At 38.7% G+C, this 20,154-nt stretch carries 11 protein-coding genes; all 11 read left to right on the top strand.

Features of this window, described 5'->3' with window-relative positions:
• Nucleotides 1-272: 272 nt before the first annotated feature.
• From AAHJ11_RS02025 to AAHJ11_RS01975, 11 genes are read left to right on the top strand one after another with little or no spacing between them, the layout of a single operon-like run.
• Nucleotides 273-2,147, top strand: coding sequence for an FAD-dependent oxidoreductase (locus AAHJ11_RS02025; protein WP_320974642.1), 1,875 nt, complete (start codon nucleotides 273-275; stop codon nucleotides 2,145-2,147).
• Nucleotides 2,148-2,191: 44 nt separating this feature from the next.
• Nucleotides 2,192-3,289, top strand: a complete 1,098-nt coding sequence (locus AAHJ11_RS02020; protein ID WP_148366359.1) for a DUF4434 domain-containing protein — start codon at nucleotides 2,192-2,194, stop codon at nucleotides 3,287-3,289.
• A gap of 5 nt (nucleotides 3,290-3,294) precedes the next feature.
• Entirely contained in the window at nucleotides 3,295-4,698 is a 1,404-nt protein-coding gene (locus tag AAHJ11_RS02015; RefSeq protein ID WP_320974656.1) for a sugar porter family MFS transporter, read from the top strand.
• 40 nt (nucleotides 4,699-4,738) lie between these two features.
• Complete coding sequence (locus AAHJ11_RS02010; RefSeq protein ID WP_259022807.1) at nucleotides 4,739-5,902, top strand: AGE family epimerase/isomerase; 1,164 nt, start codon at nucleotides 4,739-4,741, stop codon at nucleotides 5,900-5,902.
• A gap of 52 nt (nucleotides 5,903-5,954) precedes the next feature.
• A complete protein-coding gene (locus tag AAHJ11_RS02005) occupies nucleotides 5,955-9,179 on the top strand; it encodes a TonB-dependent receptor (protein WP_320974643.1) in 3,225 nt (1,074 codons plus the stop codon).
• 18 nt (nucleotides 9,180-9,197) lie between these two features.
• Complete coding sequence (locus AAHJ11_RS02000) at nucleotides 9,198-10,859, top strand: RagB/SusD family nutrient uptake outer membrane protein (protein ID WP_148367931.1); 1,662 nt, start codon at nucleotides 9,198-9,200, stop codon at nucleotides 10,857-10,859.
• A gap of 18 nt (nucleotides 10,860-10,877) precedes the next feature.
• The gene (locus AAHJ11_RS01995) at nucleotides 10,878-12,575 is read left to right on the top strand and encodes a DUF5018 domain-containing protein (protein ID WP_320982846.1); all 1,698 of its coding nucleotides are present in this window, start codon (nucleotides 10,878-10,880) and stop codon (nucleotides 12,573-12,575) included.
• 35 nt (nucleotides 12,576-12,610) lie between these two features.
• Nucleotides 12,611-14,014: an alpha amylase family protein gene (locus AAHJ11_RS01990; RefSeq protein WP_320974645.1), complete on the top strand. Its 1,404-nt coding sequence runs from the start codon at nucleotides 12,611-12,613 to the stop codon at nucleotides 14,012-14,014.
• 22 nt (nucleotides 14,015-14,036) lie between these two features.
• Nucleotides 14,037-15,470: a calcineurin-like phosphoesterase C-terminal domain-containing protein gene (locus tag AAHJ11_RS01985; protein ID WP_074559368.1), complete on the top strand. Its 1,434-nt coding sequence runs from the start codon at nucleotides 14,037-14,039 to the stop codon at nucleotides 15,468-15,470.
• 7 nt (nucleotides 15,471-15,477) lie between these two features.
• Nucleotides 15,478-18,132: an alpha amylase family protein gene (locus AAHJ11_RS01980; RefSeq protein ID WP_148367928.1), complete on the top strand. Its 2,655-nt coding sequence runs from the start codon at nucleotides 15,478-15,480 to the stop codon at nucleotides 18,130-18,132.
• On the top strand, nucleotides 18,129-19,541 hold the full coding sequence (locus AAHJ11_RS01975) for a DUF5009 domain-containing protein (RefSeq protein WP_148367927.1): 1,413 nt from the start codon (nucleotides 18,129-18,131) through the stop codon (nucleotides 19,539-19,541). The genes AAHJ11_RS01980 and AAHJ11_RS01975 overlap by 4 nt, the downstream gene beginning before the upstream one ends.
• The last annotated feature ends 613 nt before the right edge of the window (nucleotides 19,542-20,154 follow it).

Below are 20,154 nucleotides of genomic sequence, written 5' to 3'. Positions count from 1 at the left end.
GAACCTTGAAAATTAGAATATCTTGGATGTTATACTATATATATGTTATCTAATGAGTTTATATACAGGATAATATAAGGGTGATCGATTATGGGTATAATAAATGGAATATGATGATTGGTGAATTAATTACCCCTTCTATTAATTAATTATGCTATCAATAATGTTTTTATTAATAAAATATTTTATTATCTATTGTTTATTTAATAAATATAGCTATATTTGTGCCGTGATATTATTAATAAAAATCTGCATCCTTAAATGAATTTAGTATGAGAAACTATTTTTTAACTCTATATTTATTAATATCCTTATGCTTCACGGCGTGTTCTCATTTGGATGATTCTGTTGATGTGCTGATTGTTGGTGGAGGTGCTAGTGGGGTGACTGCTGGTATTCAATCTGCTCGAATGGGAACTAAGACATTAATAGTGGAAGAGACAAACTGGTTGGGTGGAATGTTAACTTCTGCGGGTGTAAGTGCTGTTGATGGAAATTATGATTTGCCGGCTGGTTTGTTTGGTGAGTTTCGCGGACATTTAGCAGATTATTATGGAGGACTTGATTCTTTAAAAACCGGTTGGGTGAGTGGAGTATTATTTGAACCTTCAGTTGGAAATAAAATTTTCCATGAGATGGTTGGCGTAGAGAAAAACTTAAAAGTATGGCATAATGCTACTCTGGTAAAATTGGAAAGAAAAGATGATTCTTGGATTGCTCAAATTCAGATGAAGGATAATACGATTAAAAAAGTATGCGCTAAGATTTTGATTGATGGTACGGAATTGGGTGATATAGCCAAAATGTGCGGTGTGAAATATGATATCGGCATGGAAAGCCGTCATGATACTAAAGAAGATATTGCCCCGGAAGAGAAAAATAATATAGTTCAGGATATTACATACGTTGCAACCTTGAAAGATTATGGTAAGGATGTGACGATTCCTTGCCCTGAAGGATACAATAAAGATGAATTTGCTTGTGCGTGCGCCAGTCCTGTTTGTGTCACACCTAAAGAACCGGATCGTGTATGGTCTAAGGAAATGATGATAACATATGGGAAGCTTCCTAATAATAAGTATATGATAAATTGGCCGATAGAAGGCAATGATTATTATGTTAACCTGATTGAGATGACTCGTGAGGAACGTGAAGAAGCTTTGAAATATGCCAAGCATTATACAATGTGTTTTGTTTATTTCCTGCAACATGAGTTAGGCTTTAATACATTGGGATTGGCTGATGATGAATATCCTACGGCCGACAAACTGCCATTTATTCCTTATCATAGGGAGTCAAGAAGAATCCATGGATTGGTTCGTTTTAATTTAAATCATGTTTGTGAGCCGTTCAACCAGTCTCAACCACTTTATCGCACTTGCATTGCTGTTGGAAATTATCCAGTAGATCATCATCATACCCGTTATCATGGATATGAAGAATTGCCTAATCTCTATTTTCATCCGGTACCTTCGTATGGATTGCCTTTAGGAACCCTGATTCCAAAAGATGTTGAAGGTTTGATTGTTGCTGAAAAATCAATATCCGTTTCCAATATAATTAATGGTACCACTCGCTTGCAACCTATGGTAATGCAGATTGGACAGGCAGCGGGAGCATTGGCAGCTCTTGCAGTGAAAGAAAATAAGAATATTAGTGAAGTGTCTGTTCGGGAAGTGCAAAATGTAATTTTGGATGCGAAAGGATATTTATTACCTTATTTAGATGTTGCAATGGATCATCCAATGTTTAAATCATTACAGCGTGTAGGTTCTACAGGAATTTTAAAAGGTATAGGTAAAAGTGTTGACTGGGCAAATCAAACGTGGTTTAGAGCAGATACTTTGTTATTGGCAAATGAGTTGGAAGGGCTAAGAGATGTGTATCCCTTTGTTGATAAGCAAAATTTTGAAGGTAATAATACCATATCAATTCAGAAAGCGGTAGAGATGATAGAAGGGATTGCTGAAAAAGAAAGTATTGAGTTGAAGAAGGGTAGGATTGAAGAAATCTGGAGTGAATTTGGCTTGAAAGATTTAGATATGAATCGAAATATTCTACGGGGTGAAATGGCTATTTTGATAGATCAGATATTAGATCCTTTCAATAATAAAAAAATAGATATTACAGGACAGTATATTCAATAGGTAATAAAAATATAAATGTTAACAGCTGTTTTAATTAAACTAATATGAAAACATTAGATCGAAGAAATTTTCTAAAAAAAGCCACATTGGCTGGTGCGTCGGCTTTGACTGTGCCAACATTGTTTGAATCTTGTACTTCAAAAGCTAATGCTAGTACAATAGTGGCAACCGATGGTCTGGAAAGTAAACTCATTGTTCCTAAAAACAATGGATTAAAAATTACCGGAACTTTCCTGGATGAGATATCGCATGATATTCCACATCAGAATTGGGGTGAGAAAGAATGGGACCTAGATTTTCAACACATGAAGAATATAGGAATTGATACGGTAATAATGATCCGTTCGGGCTATCGTAAATTTGTAACTTTCCCTTCTCCTTATTTGCTGAAAAAAGGTTGCTATATGCCTTCTGTTGATTTGGTGGATATGTTTTTGCGTTTAGCTGAAAAGTATGGAATGAAATTCTATTTTGGATTGTATGATTCGGGTAAATACTGGGACACAGGAGATATGACCTGGGAAGTAGAAGATAATAAATATGTGATTGATGAGGTTTGGAAAAACTATGGTTTCAAGTATAAAAGTTTTGGTGGATGGTACATCAGTGGTGAAATTAGTCGGGCAACGAAAGGTGCAATTGGTGCTTTTTATGCATTAGGTAAACAATGTAAAGATGTATCCAATGGATTGCCTACTTTTATATCTCCTTGGATCGATGGCAAAAAAGCAATAATGGGAACGACAAAGATGACTAAGGAAGATGCCGTTTCTGTACAACAACACGAAAAAGAGTGGGATGAAATTTTTGATGGAATTCATGAGGTGGTAGACGCATGCGCTTTTCAAGATGGTCATATTGATTATGATGAACTGGATGCCTTCTTTTTTGTCAATAAAAAGTTAGCAGATAAGTATGGTATGCAATGTTGGACAAATGCCGAATCTTTTGACCGTGATATGCCTATTCGTTTTCTACCCATTAAGTTCGATAAACTTCGGATGAAATTGGAGGCTGCAAAACGTGCTGGATATGATAAGGCTATCACCTTTGAATTTTCTCATTTTATGAGTCCGCAGTCAGCTTATTTACAAGCGGGTCATTTATATGACAGATATAAAGAATATTTTGAAATAAAATAAATATGATGAAGTCTACAATCAATTTTGGTTATCTTATATTTCTTTCCGTTGTGGCAGCAGTGGGAGGTTTTTTGTTCGGATATGATACCGCAGTTATATCGGGGACAATTGCCCAGGTGACTCAACTATTTCAATTAGATACGTTGCAACAGGGATGGTATGTAGGATGTGCTTTAGTAGGCTCTATTGTGGGTGTTCTTTTTGCAGGAATCTTAAGTGATAAGTTAGGAAGAAAACTTACGATGGTTATTTCAGCCGTATTGTTTTCTACATCAGCCTTAGGATGTGCTCTATGCGCCGATTTTACTCAATTAGTGATCTATCGGATTATAGGTGGAGTAGGGATAGGGGTTGTTTCCATCGTTTCTCCTCTTTATATATCTGAAGTATCTGTAGCACAGTATAGAGGGCGTTTGGTATCGCTATATCAATTAGCTGTAACGGTAGGTTTCTTAGGTGCCTATTTGGTTAATTATCAATTATTAGCATGGGCAGAGAGTGGAACTCAATTAAGTGTGGACTGGTTGAATAAGGTATTTATTACTGAAGTCTGGAGAGGAATGTTAGGGATGGAAACATTGCCCGCAATCTTATTTTTCATTATCATATTCTTTATTCCGGAAAGCCCTCGTTGGTTAATCGTACGTGGTAAAGATTTAAAAGCTGTAAATATACTAGAAAGGATATACAATTCAATTACAGAAGCGAAAAGTCAATTAAAAGAAACGAAATCTGTACTGACCTCTGAAACGAGATCGGAATGGTCGTTATTAATGAAGCCTGGAATCTTCAAAGCTGTTATTATCGGTGTTTGTATTGCCATTTTAGGACAATTTATGGGAGTGAATGCAGTGCTTTATTACGGCCCTTCTATTTTTGAAAATGCAGGACTTTCAGGTGGAGATTCTCTTTTTTACCAAGTTCTGGTAGGACTAGTCAACACCTTGACCACCGTTCTGGCTCTTGTCATCATTGATAAGGTAGGCCGCAAGAAGCTGGTTTATTACGGAGTTTCGGGAATGGTTGTTTCTCTGATTCTCATCGGTCTGTACTTCCTCTTCGGAGATTCCCTGGGAGTATCCAGCCTCTTCCTGCTTATTTTCTTCCTGTTCTATGTATTCTGTTGTGCCGTGTCTATCTGCGCTGTGGTGTTCGTGCTCCTCTCGGAGATGTATCCCACCAAGGTTCGCGGACTGGCCATGTCGATAGCAGGATTCGCTCTCTGGATCGGAACGTACCTGATCGGACAGTTGACCCCCTGGATGCTCCAGAACCTTACCCCCGCCGGAACATTCTTCCTGTTCGCCCTCATGTGCGTGCCATATATGCTGATTGTCTGGAAACTCGTGCCGGAGACTACCGGGAAGTCACTGGAGGAGATTGAAAGATATTGGAACCGTTCGGAATAGTAAAACAAAAAGACCTTAATAACTTAATAATAAAAGATGTATGGATTTTAAGAAATTGGCAAATCAATACAAGGATGAACTCTTGAATAATGTTCTTCCTTTCTGGCTTGAAAACTCACAAGATCATGAATATGGAGGCTACTTCACCTGTTTGGATCGTGAAGGAAGAGTTTTCGATACAGATAAGTTTATCTGGCTGCAAGGCCGCGAAGTGTGGATGTTCTCTATGCTTTACAATAAAGTGGAAAAACGTAAGGAATGGCTGGATTGTGCCGTTCAAGGTGGTGAGTTTTTGAAAAAATATGGACATGATGGAGACTATAACTGGTATTTTTCCCTTGACCGTTTGGGTAGACCATTGGTAGAACCATACAATATCTTTTCATATACATTCGCTGCCATGGCTTTCGGGCAATTAAGCCTTGCAACCGATAATCAGGAATATGCTGACATTGCTAAGAAAACCTTCGATATTATCCTTTCCAAAGTAGATAATCCGAAAGGTAAATGGAATAAACTTCATCCGGGCACTCGTAATCTAAAAAATTTTGCCCTGCCGATGATACTATGCAATCTTGCTATGGAAATTGAGCATATTTTAGGCAAGGACTATTTGGAACAAGCGATGGATACTTGTATTCATGAAGTTATGTCTGTCTTCTATCGTCCCGAACTTGGTGGTATCATTGTTGAGAATGTAGATGTGAATGGTAATCTGATAGATTGCTTTGAAGGACGGCAGATTACCCCTGGCCATGCGATTGAAGCCATGTGGTTTATAATGGATTTAGGGAAACGCCTAAACCGTCCGGAATTAATCGAAAAGGCTAAGAACATCACTCTTACAATGCTTGAATATGGTTGGGATAAAGAATATGGAGGTATCTATTATTTTATGGATCGTAACGGTTGTCCTCCCCAACAACTGGAATGGGACCAGAAACTATGGTGGGTGCATATTGAAACACTCATATCTCTTCTGAAGAGTTATCAATTGACCGGAGATAACCAATGTCTGGAATGGTTTGAAAAAGTACACGATTATACATGGAGTCATTTTAAAGATAAAGAATATCCCGAATGGTATGGCTACTTAAACCGGAGAGGTGAAGTACTGTTACCATTGAAAGGAGGAAAATGGAAAGGATGTTTCCATGTACCAAGAGGGTTATACCAATGCTGGAAAGTATTGGAACAGCTATAAACAATAACGGATATGTTAACCAATCTATATTAATAATCTAAAAATTAATTCTATGACAGAGTTTAACTCAAAAATCAAAAAAAACTCTCGTATATTGAAAATATTTATGTTTTCATTATGCGCACTATTTGCATGTGCTATCAGTAGTCATGCACAGAGTTTTGTGAAAGGAACTGTTACTGATGGTATAGGGGAACCTCTACCAGGAGTAAGTGTTGTTGTAAAAGGAACTACTAATGGCACAATTACAGATGTAAATGGAAAATACAGCATTCAGGCCACAGCAAAAGACATCTTATCATTCTCTTATGTTGGAATGGCAGATCAGGAAATAAAAGTAGCAGGTCAGAATACCATTAATGTGGTTCTGAAAGATGATGTGGCGGCTTTGGATGAAGTTATTGTTGTCGGATATGGTACTGCCAAAAAACAATCTTTGACCGGAGCCGTATCTGCGGTAAAAGGTGATGAACTGTTGAAAGCACCGGCAACCAATGTATCGAGTCTTTTAGGTGGACGCTTGCCGGGTATTTCATCCGTCCAAGTATCCGGTGAACCGGGAGATGACCAGGCTACATTACGGGTTCGTGGCTCTATTTATAATGTTACCTATATAGTGGACGGAATGCCTCGTTCTATTAATGATATTGATCCTAATGACATTGAAAGCGTATCTGTCTTAAAAGATGGAGCTTCTGCAGCAGTTTATGGATTAAAAGGAGCGGGTGGTGTTATTATTATAACTACTAAAAAAGGTCAGGAAGGAAAATCTAGAATCACTTATAACGGTTCAATAGGAGCATCTATGAATGCAAACTTCCCACAGTTTATGAATGGACCTCAATTTGCTTATTATTATAACATGGCTGACATGATGGATAAAATGGCAAATGGAAGTATTTCGGAGATTAGTCAATATACTCCTGTTTTTACAAAGGCAAATGTAGAAGCGATGTTGAATGGTGATCCTACTGACGGATGGGATAATGTTAACTATATTGATAAAGTATTCGGAACCGGTATCAACCAGAAACACAATGTAACAGTACAAGGAGGTAGTGATAAGATGCGTTACTTTGCTTCTGTGGGTTATTTAGGTCAAAAAGGTAACATTGATAATTTCTCTTACAAGAGATATAATTTGAGAACTAATCTCGAGACTCAATTGGCTAAGAACTTCCAGTTAAGTTTAGGTATTGCAGGAAATGTTGGCAAGCGTGAGACTCCGGGATATGCTTCGGGTGGTACGGATTCTAATTCCGAACTAGGTGAACAAGGCTGGTTGTCAGTAGCTCATCAGACTATAATGATGCACCCATATTTGCCGGAAACATACGACGGGCTTTATAGTGCTACTACACAGAATAACACAAGTCTGCCCAACAGTCCGTTGGCTGCTATTTATGAATCCGGATATAAGCATACTAACAGCTTTGATTTACAGACCAACATCTCTTTACAATATAATGTACCTTGGGTTAAAGGCTTGAGCGTGAAAGTAACCGGAGCTTATGACTATACAACTTCTCATAATAAGAATCTGAATACGCCTTATTCTACATATATACATAGAATGCCGACTTCAACAACAGATTGGACTTGGTCTAAAGCAGATGATCCCCGTGGTACAGCCAATGGAATAAATTTAGGTGAAGGACAATACAGCTCTCATCAAATGGTAGGTCAAGGGAGTATAAACTATGCAAACTCCTTCGGAAAGCATAATGTGGAAGCAATGGTATTAGCGGAAATCCGGGACTATAAAGAAAATAGCTTCTCCGGATATAATAAGAATATGAGTTTCTCCGAACTTCCTGAATTAAGTTTTGGCCAGCCGGCTGACTCCCCAATCTCGGGCTACAGTGATGCAAATCGTAGCATAGGTTATGTTTTCCGTCTGAAATATGACTATGACAATAAGTATCTGGCAGAATTTACAGGTCGATATGACGGCTCTTATAAATTCGCGGGTAACGTCAGTGGAAAACGTTGGGCGTTCTTTCCATCAGCATCTGTAGCATGGAGAATATCCAAAGAAAATTTTATGTCTGATTTGACATTCTTGGATGACATGAAGATTCGCGCATCCATTGGTTTGTTAGGAAACGATGCAGTGAGCCCATACGCATTCCTTAGTACTTATGATTTGATGGATAGCAACAAAAATGCATACCAGACAATTTTGAATGGAAAAGTAATGCAAGCATTACGTGCTTCTGTTATAGCCAATCCTACTCTGACTTGGGAGAACACTTTAACCTACAATGCGGGTTTTGATTTTACCATGTGGAATGGTCTGTTAGGTGTAGAATTCGATGCATTTTATAATTACACCTACGATATCCTGACATCCATGGGAGGTGATTATCCACCATCCATGGGAGGATATTATTATACCTATGCCAATTACAATAAGGTAGATAGCAAAGGAGTTGAAGTAACGGTGAGTCATCGTAATAAATTAAATTTAGCAGGTAAGCCATTCTCCTATGGTGCGAGCTTCAATCTGACATTTGCAAGAAACCGCTACCTCCGCTATCCGGATAGTCCTAATACAGTAGAATGGAGAAAACGTACAGGACGTAGTGTAGATGCCTCTGTTGTGTGGATTGCAGATGGTCTATTCCGTTCGGAAGAAGAAATAGACAATTCAGCCTGGTATGGCACCCGTCCTAATGTAGGTGATATCAAGTATAAAGATTTGAATGGTGATGGTAAAATAGACGAAGATGATAGAACACGTGTTGGACGTGGTAATCGTCCGGAACTAACTTATGGTTTGAACTTAAATTGTGCCTGGAATGGATTCGATTTAAGTGCACAATTTACCGGAGGTGCATTGTTCGACGTATCATTGACAGGTACTTATTATAATGGCTATGACGACAACACTGTTTGGACACAAGCATTTAAAGAAGGTGCCAACTCACCATTATACTTGGTTCAGAATGCATATACAGTAGAAAACCCGAATGGAACATTCCCCCGACTTACGCTGGGCAATCAGGGGCATGGAGGAGATAATGGACTAGCTTCCACTTTCTGGCTGCGTAATGGTAGATACCTTCGTCTCAAATCTGCACAATTAGGTTATACATTCCCCAAGAAATGGATGAGCCCCGTAGGTATTCAGAATCTAAGAATTTATGTAGAAGGTTCCAATTTATTCACGATTTGCGGTCTTCCTGATGGAATCGATCCTGAATCTCCGGGAGTAAATAACGGATACTATCCTCAACAACGCACTATTATGGGCGGTATAACTTTGACTTTCTAAACCTTTAAAAGTTCTATTATGAAAACAAAAGTATTAAGTATCATATTGTTGGGAGCCTCTTTAGGGCTTGGCTCATGTAGCGATTATCTGGACATGACTCCAACAGACAGAGCATCAGATAAACTTGTATGGAGTAAACTTGACTATGCAGAGCAAGCAGTCAACGATTTCTATCGCTATATAGATTATTTAGGAGTCTATCGGGACGGACAATGTTTGGCAGGAATGACAGAAGCTTTGACGGATCAGCTTAAATATGGTTCTTACAACTATATGGCCAAATGTCAAATACCCAGTGAAATTGCTTATGGAGGTTCTGTCCTTACGGTGAACTATGTTAGTACTTATTTAGGTAACTGGGGTACTATGTACGAGTACGTGCGCCGCGTCAATGAAGGTATCAACAAATTAAAGAAGTATGCTTCATTCAATCAGACTGATGAAGAACGCCTGGAAGCTGAAATGCGTTTTTTCAGAGGATATCTCTATACAGATTTATTAAAACGTTATAAAGAAGTTATCATATACGATGAGAACTTGGATAATATCCAAAAGGATATGCCGGTTAGTTCGGAAGCCGATGGATGGAACTTTGTATATAATGATTTGAAGTATGCTGGCGAACATTTGCCTGTCGATAAAACTCCTAACGGACGTCTAACCAGCGGAGCTGCTTATGCAATGTTGTCAAGAGCTATGTTGTATGCTGAAAGATGGGATGATGCTCGCATCGCAGCTGAAAAGGTGATGGCAATGGGCTATGAACTGGAAGCAAAAGAAGACTATTCAAATGCCTTTAAAGCGGGAAGCAAAGAAGCCATTTTACAATATTGTTATGATAAAAGTTCTACTGTGACTCATGACTTTGATGGATATATGACTCCTGGAGGTGATAAAGTATTGGATGGTAACTCCATGACTGGAGGATTTGGTACCCCAACACAAGAAATGGTTGAATCGTATGAATATGCAGATGGCAGTGGTTTCCCTGATTGGAGTGCATGGCATACTGCTGAAGGTACTACAGCTACTCCTCCTTACGATAAGCTGGAACCGCGCTTTAAAGCTACCATTCTTTATAATGGAGCAACATGGAAAGGTAGAACTATAGAATCTTTCGTAAATGGTACTGATGGCTGGGCTGCATGGAAAACGGATGCGAAGCCGGAAGGGCGTTCTACCACCGGATACTATTTGCGCAAACTGGTAGACGAGGATCACAACTTTACTTCCATACAAGCCAGTACGCAGCCATGGACGGAAATTCGTTATGCAGAAGTCTTATTGAATCATGCAGAAGCCTGCTATCATTTGAATGGCTATACGGATAAGGCAAATAAAGATATTAAAGATATTCGTAACAGAGTCGGCTTATCTTACACAGACAAAAGCGGTAATGATTTAATAAAAGCCATCCGTCAGGAACGTAAAGTGGAACTTGCATACGAAGGACATTACTATTGGGATATGCGGCGTTGGAAATTATCTGCAACAGCATTTACCGGTATTCGTCTTCATGGAATGAAAATAGAGCAAAATGCAAATGGATCTTTCACTTACATTTATACACAATGTGACGATAAAGATCGTAATTTCCCGACTAAGATGTATCGTTTCCCAATGCCACAGGCAGAGTTGGATAATAACGGTGCAGTAACTCAATATGCAGAATGGCAATAAATCTAAAATGAAAACATTATGAAAAAGAATATACTATATCTATTATTAGGGGTTTTGGCTCTCACGAGTTCTTGCCAAGATCCGGAATATGTGCTTCCTACTGCGGACAGGCAGGGAATCACGAGCTTGACTGCGCTCTTTACTTCTGGACCATACGTAGATAAAGAAGCAGTAGTGTATACCATTACAGATGCTTCTGTAGATAAGTATGTAATCCCTATGCCATGGTATTATCCTGAAAATAGCGATAATGAAACTTCAGAATATATGAAGACGATGAGGGTTCAGGCAAAGTTGGCGCCCAACTGTACCATTGAGCCGGTTCTTTCAATTCTGGACTTGACTAAAGAAAACTATTTCACTTACACAGACGCTCAAGGATATAAGAAACAAATCTGTATCACAGGTGAAAGAGTTAAGTCTACTAAATGTCAGTTACTAAGTTTCTCAATACCATCAGAGGATATTACCGGTATTATCGATGAAGACCATAAAACTGTATCTTTAATCTCTGCAGAAGACTTATCTTCTTGCTTGGCAGATTATTCATTGTCAGCCCATGCAACCATGTCACCGGATCCTAAAACGGAGCCGCTTAATTTTAACTCGCCTGTGGAACTTACGGTGATAGCTCACGATGGAGTGACAAAACAAACGTATACCATTCAAAAAGCAGTACCGGATAAGATCCCTTACGGATACAGAAAAGGTAGTGAAACAGAATTATTCAAATTGGATATGGGAGTTATCGGATTACCTTGGACCGATGCTAATTCACCCTCTTTGGCCGTTAGCGGAAATAATTTGGTAGTTTGCCTAGGAGATGGTGCCACCACTCCTACATATTACAATGCATCTACCGGAAATAAGATTGGTAATGTAACTTTGGGAAGTGTGAGTGTTGCTTCTTTGGGATGTATGACGAGTGATAGTAAGGGAAATATATTATTAGCTACCAAGGCTACTAACGGTAAATCCTTCTCTATCTATAAAACTTCGTCTGTGACAACAGCTCCGACTTTATTGACAACTTATACCAATAGTACAGGTCTGGATATGGGTACGAAAGTGTCTGTTCAAGGAGATATCAATACTAATGCCTCTATTATTGCCACTTGCGACGGAGCATCGGGCTCTGGTTCCAACAAGTTTGTCCGTTGGATTATAACAGATGGCGTACTGGGAAGTCCTCAAGTTGTTTCAGTAAACGGTGTAGATAGTTGGGGAGCACCTGTATCAAACACTAAAGTTGTGACTAAGGGAACTACCGCTCAAAGTGATTATTTCTTGTCATATTATGACGCTAACATACTTTATTGGGTGAATGGAGCAAGTAACAATGCAGCCAAATCTTTGGCAGATTCCGACAATGGTAATTCTTGGGCAATGAACAACAACTGTCTGGATGCAAGAAGCTTTAATAATGCACAATATCTTGTATTGGTATGTACAGCTCATTTCCCACAATGGGGTGGAACTCCATACCTATATATGTATGATGTAACATCAGACGGATCATTCACCGGTACAGTATCTACTTCGGATGCTTTGTCATTCAATCCGACACTTTCTTCGTTCAACTCTGCTGATGGTGTAGCTGCAACAGGCGATGTATTGCTTGCCCCAACAACAGATGGATATAAACTCCGTGTTTACTACGTGGATAACAACTGTAAGGTTATCGGAGGATATGAATTTGATTGTATCGACAAATAATTAAAGTAGTATCTACTTAATAAAACAAATATGATATGAGAAAATTTCTAGAAATACTAATACTGACTTTCTTGGGAGCAGTTACAATAACCTCCTGTAGTGATAATTCTGATGGAATTCCCAGATGGCCGTGGAACGATAATTCGACAGAAAAGCCGGACGAGCCGGATGTTACAGAAGCTAAGCCACGATATATTTGGATTGATGCGGCTGCTAATTTTCCTGACTATGCCAATAGTAAGGAAAACATAGCCAAAGATATGGAAAAGATAAAAGCGGCAGGATTCACTGATATTATTGTCGATGTACGTCCCACTACAGGAGATGTATTATTCAATACAAATGTTGTAGATCAGGTGAAACGTATGGATGTATGGGGTAATTCCGGATATAGTTATTATGAAAGGACGGAAACTTGGGATTACTTACAAGCATTTATTGATGAGGCTCGTAAACAGGAATTAAAAGTGAATGCATCCATCAATACATTTGTAGGCGGTTATTTATGTCCGTATAATCTGGGGCATGATGGAGTATTATTCCGTGATGATTCTAAAAAAGGATGGGCTAGTGTAGCTAATTTGGCTGATGGGCTAACCAATACAATGGATTTGTTGGACGATGAGACTGATTATGGGACAAAATTCTTCAACCCGGCTAATGATGATGTACAAAACTTCGTTTTACAATTATTGGCCGACTTGGCTAAATATGATCTGGATGGCATTATACTAGACCGTTGTCGTTATGATGACTATGGTTTAGAAAGTGATTTTTCAGACATTTCCAAACAGAAGTTCGAAGAATACATCGGTGAAACTGTAGCAAACTTCCCGGCAGATATTATGGCACCCGGTACGGATGAACTTCCTTCGGAACAGCCTGCCTATTTTAAGAAGTGGCTGGAATTCAGAGTGAAAGTTATTCATGATTTCGTTGTAAAGGCGCGCGACAAGGTTAAATCTGTCAATAACAATATCAAATTTGGAGTTTATGTCGGTGCTTGGTATTCTACATACTATACGTCAGGTGTAAACTGGGCCAGCCCTAAATACAACACCTCTACTTACTATCCGAAATGGGCTACTGCCGATTATAAAAATTATGGATATGCAGATCATTTAGACTATATCTTCTTGGGTGCCTATGCTTCCGTGAACAATATATATGGAAGCGGGGAATGGACCATGGAAGGCTTTTGCAAGAATGGACGCGAATTGCTACAAGGTGATGTACCTTTTGCCGGTGGACCGGATATAGGTAACAGTACCGGATGGACCGACGGAGGACAATCTGCCAAAATTCCGGATGCCATTGATGCTTGTATCAATAATAGCGACGGTTTCTTTGCCTTCGACCTTTGCCACATTAAGATGTATGACTATTGGAATGCTTTTAAAACGGGCTTTGATAAATATCTGGAATCTATCGAAGAATAAGGTTTGAACTAACCAACTAATTATGAAAATATATTTATTACAATTTTTTTTATTAGTAGGTCTGGGCTTGAATTTACAAGCCCAGATTCCTTCTAATCATATTCGCGGGAAAGTGACTTGCGATGGAATAGGAATTCCAGGAATAGTAGTTACCGACGGAATAGACTGTACGCTTACTGACCAACAAGGCCAATATACTCTCCTCCCCAATAGAGATGTTCGTTTTATTTATTTATCCACTCCTTCTGGATATTTGCCGAAAGCAGAACAAACAATACCTTTATTCTATCAAAAGCTGAATCCGGCCAAACAAGGTGTTTACGATTTCGAATTGATAAGAAATCCGCAAAATGAAATGAATCATCTTTTTTTGGTGCAGGCAGATGCCCAAGTGACTTCCGAGGATGATGTAAAAGCCTATGCAAAATATTTGCAGGATATGAAAGAATATATTCGTCCTTATATAGGTAAAAAAGAGGTATTCGGTATAGATTGTGGGGATATTGTAGGAGATACACCCTCTTTATATCCTTCATATATAAACACGGTATCATCATTAAATTTTCCCATTTATCGGGCAATCGGTAATCATGACATGACGTATGGAGGACGTACTTTTGAATACTCCTATCGTACTTTCGAAAGTTATTTCGGTCCCATCTATTATTCGTTTAATAAAGGAAATGCACATTACATCGTACTCGATAATTGCTTTTATGTCAACCGTGATTATCAATATATAGGTTACATTGATGAACGTACTTTCCAATGGCTGGAGCAAGACCTCTCATACGTGCCTAAAGACAAACTTGTCTTTGTGGTAATGCATATTCCTTCCAGTCTTCAGAAGAAGTTAAGATATAATACCCTAGATCAGGATGAAACTGTAAATACAGCTGCACTGTACAAACTATTGGAAGGTTATAATGCCCATATCATTTCCGGACATACACATTTCAATTTGAACGTATGCTTTAATGATTCATTAATGGAACATAACACAGCTGCCGTATGCGGTACTTGGTGGCGTGCAGATATTAATGTGGACGGCACTCCGAGGGGATACGGGGTATATGAAGTAGATGGGAATCAAGTGAAATGGATATATAAAAGCGCAAGCTATCCGGCAGAACATCAGCTACATGTATATCCTGTCGGATCATCCGACGAGCATCCTTCTGATATCATTGCTAATGTATGGAACTGGGATGAACGATGGAAAGTGGAATGGTATGAAAACGGAAAGCGAATGGGAGAAATGCAACGTTATAAAGGGTACGATCCTACAGCCAAAGCAATCTGTTCTGACAAAGAAAAGGTGAAGTATGAATGGATTTCCCCTGTTCTTACCGAACATCTTTTTCATGCTACTCCCCACAATAAGAATGCTAAAATGGAAGTGAAAGTAACAGACCGCTTCGGTAATGTATACACTAAAGCTATAGAAAATAAATAAAGATAATATGTTGAGAACCAGATATTTTATATTATTGATATGTTTGTCGTTTCTTTTGAAGGCAGAAGCTAAAGTAACCCTAACTTCCATTTGGGGGAGTAATATGGTGTTGCAGCAACAATCAGAGGTTACTTTCTCCGGAACGGCAACTTCGGGAAAACGCGTGCAAGCTATCGCTTCATGGGATAATAAAAAAGTCCAAACGAATGTTGATACAAAAGGTGAATGGAAACTTACGCTTCAAACACCGAGAGCCGGAGGGCCATACAGTATAACGTTTTCGGACGGAGAGGAACTCAAGTTACAAAATATTTTAATAGGAGAAGTTTGGTTCTGTTCCGGACAGTCGAATATGGAGATGCCTGTAAAAGGATTCCGTGGACAGCCAGTGTTTGGCTCCCAGCCGTACATTGTATCTGCCAATCCTCAACGTCCATTGCGCCTCTATACAGTAAAAAATGCCTGGAGTACCACTCCACAGGAAACTGGGGTGGAAGGAGAATGGGAAGAAGCCTCTCCGGAAGAAGTTGCTAATTTCAGTGCGACAGCTTATTTCTTTGGTAATCAGCTACAACAATCTCTGGATATTCCCGTCGGACTGATACATTGTTCCTGGAGTATGTCAAAAATAGAGGCCTGGATGGATAAAGAGACTTTGTCGGACTTCCCGGAAATAGCATTACCCTGCGTGGAACAGAAAGAGTTTGAATGGACGGCAGGGACTCCCACATTATTATGGAATGCAATGGTAAATCCATGGAAAGGATTTCCTGTTAAAGGAGTTATCTGGTATCAAGGCGAAGCAAACACACCCGATCCTGGATTATATAAAAGATTATTTCCTGCGATGGTTTCTCAATGGAGAACATTCTTCAATAATCCCCAAATGCCATTTTATTACGTACAGATTGCGCCGTGGAAATCGGAAGGCAATGATAAACAGGATTGGGCTTGGTTCCGTCAATGTCAGTTGGAATTGATGTCAGAAGTTCCTAATGTCGGGATGGTGACAACAGGAGATGCCGGAAGTGAAAACTTTATTCATTCACCTTATAAAATAAAGATCGGTGAGCGATTGGCTTATTGGGCATTGGCAAAGACCTATCATCGTAAAGGTATTCAATATTCCGGTCCTATATATAAATCCCACCGGATAAAAGAGAACATAGTAGAGATAGATTTTGAACATGGTGAAGATGGATTGACTCCTGAAAATCAAAATATAAAAGGATTTGAAATAGTCGGGACAGATGGTATATTACGATCGGCTAAAGCAGAAATTATCAATGGCTCATCCACTGTAAAAGTATGGAATGATTCTGTAAATGATCCGGTAGAGGTGCGCTATTGTTTCCGGAATTATATGTTGGGAGAACTATGTAACAATGCGGAAATTCCTGCTTCTCCTTTTCGGATTGTAATCAAGAAGAAACCCGCTTTAATGTGGTTTGATGCCGAAGCTAATTTCGAACGTTTCAGTCATAAAGACTCGATAGACTACTATCTGGAGAAAATCAAATCATTAGGTTTTACCCACGCAATAGTGGACATCCGCCCCATTACCGGAGAAGTGCTTTATCAAAGCCAGTTTGCCCCACAGATGAAAGAATGGAAAGGTGCAAAAGCTGGGAATTTTGATTACTTGCAACATTTCATTAAAAAAGGGCATGAATTGGGACTTGAGATTCATGCTTCCCTAAATGTGTTCTGCGCCGGACACAATTATTTCGATCGCGGAATGGTATATAGTGGACATCCGGACTGGGCATCAATGGTGTATACTCCCGAGAAAGGCATTATTCCAATCACGGAAGAAAAACAGAAATACGGTGCTATGATTAACCCCTTGAATGAGGAATATCGGACGCATATTCTGAATGTACTGAAAGAAGTGGTGACCAATTATCCTGATTTGGATGGACTGATGCTCGATCGCGTACGTTATGATGGTATAACAGCCGACTTTTCATCACTTTCGCGTGAGAAATTTGAAGAATATATAGATAAGAAAGTGACCAAGTTCCCCGAAGATATTTTTGTTTGGAAGAAGAATGCTGGCGGGAAGTATATCATGCAACCGGGAAAGTTTTTCCAGAAATGGATTGAATGGAGGACGAAAAACATTACTGATTTTATGGCATTGGCACGTAAAGAAGTTAAAGCTACCAATCCAAAAGTTTCCTTTGGCACATATACTGGAGCTTGGTATCCGTCTTACTACGAAGTAGGAGTTAATTTCGCCAGTAAAAAGTATGATCCGTCTCAAGATTTCAGCTGGGCTACTCCCGAATATAAAAATTATGGATATGCAGAGCTGATTGATTTGTATGCAACTGGAAATTACTATACAGACATAACAATAGAAGAGTATAAGAAAACGAACCGCAGTATCTGGAACGAAACAGACTCACAAGCTCAAGCCGGTACATGGTACTGTGTGGAAGGTTCTTGTCAACACTTACGTCAAATTCTGAAAGATAACAAGTTTATGGGTGGTATCCTGGTAGATCAATTCTACGATAACCCGGGAAAATTATCTGAAACAATAGAAATGAACCTCCGTCGATCGGATGGGCTCATGGTATTTGATATTGTACACATCATCCAAAAGAATCTTTGGAAGGAAGTAGAAAAAGGAATGCGTGAAGGGGGAGCTTTATGAACAACAGAGCTTTAGCTTTAGATGCTTTAAGAGGATATGCAATTATTACGATGGTACTTTCGGCTACCATCGTAACGCATGTTCTTCCCGGTTGGATGAGTCATGCGCAAACGCCTCCGCCAGATCATGTGTTTAATCCGTTGTTACCCGGCATTACTTGGGTAGATCTTGTGTTTCCTTTTTTCTTGTTCGCTATGGGAGCCGCGTTTCCTTTTTCCATAAGGAAACGTGCTGAAAAAGGTGATTCAAAATTGAAGCTTGTTTATGAAGCTGTCAAACGGGGGATTCAGTTGACTTTCTTTGCTATTTTTATCCAGCACTTTTATCCGTACATGTTAAGCTCTCCACAAGATATGAGGGCATGGTTGCTGGCTATACTCTGTTTTATTGTTCTATTTCCCATGTTTATGCGTATTCCTTTGAAGATGCCGGATTGGGCACATACTTCAATAAAAGTTGGAGCTTACATTATTGCTGCCATCATGTTAGCAACCACCTCTTATGCAGATGGTAAGACATTCAGCCTATTCTCCAGTAATATCATCATTTTGTTGTTGGCTAATATGGCTATTTTCGGCTCTATTCTTTACATTTTCACAATGCATAATCGTTGGATACGTTTAGGAATTCTGATATTGCTACTGACAATGATATTAGGGAGTACAGTGGATGGTTCGTGGACACAGAGTGTATTTAATTATACTCCTCTGCCATGGATGTATCGGTTTGATTACTTGAAATACTTATTTATCGTTATTCCCGGCAGTATAGCTGGCGAATATTTAGCGGAGTGGATGAAAACATATCAAAAAGAGACGGATGATTATGCTACATCTCCTTATCGTAAAATGAGTATCATGTTGATGATATTATCCGTCGTTCTTATCATTAGTAATCTTTACGGTCTCTACACTCGTAATTTGGTTATTAATCTGGTGGTTACAGTTTTATTGCTACTAGCAGGCAAATGTATATTTCCACACAGGGTGGATGGAATAGCCCTATTATGGAAAAAGTTGTTTAATGCAGGCGCATACTTACTTCTTTTGGGTTTGTGTTTTGAACCTTTTCAGGATGGCATTAAAAAAGATCCGACAACTTTTAGTTATTTCTTTGTTACTTCCGGGCTGGCTTTCCTGGCTCTTATATTCCTAAGTATTATTTGTGACTATTTCCGGTGTGTCAAAAGTACTCGTTTTTTAGTCATGTCCGGTCAGAATCCAATGATAGCTTATGTGGTCGGCGATTTATTGATTATGCCATTAGCTAACATATTAGGAGTTGCTTCATTGTTATCTTATTTTCAACAAAGTGCTTGGTTAGGTTTTCTCCAAGGAGTAATTCTTACTTCTTTGGCAGTTTTAGTGACTATGTTCTTCACAAAAATCAAATGGTTTTGGAGAACGTAAATATCAATGTGATTATTTTATACTAAAAAGATTTGCTTTCTGTCGCTTTTTTATAGATTCTACTATTTCCTATCCTTTGTAAATGAAAAGAAGTAGAGAAATAAACAAATAAAATACGGTATTTATATGCATAATTACGAATAAAAGAACGGTCATTTGCATATAAATTACCGTATTATTTGCGAAAAACATACGGTTGATTCTAATGAAACGTACGGTTGGTTTTAAAGAAACACAAGGTTGGTTTATAAGAAACGCCACGTACATTTAAAAGGAAGCATATTTTACTCGTGAAAATAGGATTTCGTGATTTATTAGAAGTGTTTTTAGGGCTCTGTTTAATCAAACAAAAAGCATGTATGGATTGATAAATGCATTCATTATGCAGCGCATAATATTCAATAATAATGATTATGCTCTATAATAAAAGGATTTCTTTGATTCCTGAATTATGCAGATCACTAATCCGTACGATTCTTTTCCACTCCTGGCATTGAGACTGAATAAATTCGATTATAGTGCAATTCAAATATCAAAATGACATTTTATCATTTTGATATTTGAAGATTTGTTTCTATTGATATAGCGTACGAAAAAGCCACCTATTAAGATT

The sequence above is a fragment of the Bacteroides sp. 90-K9/2 genome (assembly GCF_047310725.1).
In the GTDB taxonomy this organism is placed as follows: Bacteria; Bacteroidota; Bacteroidia; order Bacteroidales; family Bacteroidaceae; genus Bacteroides; species Bacteroides vicugnae.
This window is presented reverse-complemented; position numbering and strand designations above follow the sequence as displayed.

What these genes read in the sequence shown, in the direction of transcription:
- AAHJ11_RS02025 (WP_320974642.1), top strand. Translation starts at nt 273, where the DNA reads ATGAGAAACTATTTTTTAACTCTATATTTATTAATATCCTTATGCTTC.
- AAHJ11_RS02020 (WP_148366359.1), top strand. Translation starts at nt 2,192, where the DNA reads ATGAAAACATTAGATCGAAGAAATTTTCTAAAAAAAGCCACATTGGCT.
- AAHJ11_RS02015 (WP_320974656.1), top strand. Translation starts at nt 3,295, where the DNA reads ATGAAGTCTACAATCAATTTTGGTTATCTTATATTTCTTTCCGTTGTG.
- AAHJ11_RS02010 (WP_259022807.1), top strand. Translation starts at nt 4,739, where the DNA reads ATGGATTTTAAGAAATTGGCAAATCAATACAAGGATGAACTCTTGAAT.
- AAHJ11_RS02005 (WP_320974643.1), top strand. Translation starts at nt 5,955, where the DNA reads ATGACAGAGTTTAACTCAAAAATCAAAAAAAACTCTCGTATATTGAAA.
- AAHJ11_RS02000 (WP_148367931.1), top strand. Translation starts at nt 9,198, where the DNA reads ATGAAAACAAAAGTATTAAGTATCATATTGTTGGGAGCCTCTTTAGGG.
- AAHJ11_RS01995 (WP_320982846.1), top strand. Translation starts at nt 10,878, where the DNA reads ATGAAAAAGAATATACTATATCTATTATTAGGGGTTTTGGCTCTCACG.
- AAHJ11_RS01990 (WP_320974645.1), top strand. Translation starts at nt 12,611, where the DNA reads ATGAGAAAATTTCTAGAAATACTAATACTGACTTTCTTGGGAGCAGTT.
- AAHJ11_RS01985 (WP_074559368.1), top strand. Translation starts at nt 14,037, where the DNA reads ATGAAAATATATTTATTACAATTTTTTTTATTAGTAGGTCTGGGCTTG.
- AAHJ11_RS01980 (WP_148367928.1), top strand. Translation starts at nt 15,478, where the DNA reads ATGTTGAGAACCAGATATTTTATATTATTGATATGTTTGTCGTTTCTT.
- AAHJ11_RS01975 (WP_148367927.1), top strand. Translation starts at nt 18,129, where the DNA reads ATGAACAACAGAGCTTTAGCTTTAGATGCTTTAAGAGGATATGCAATT.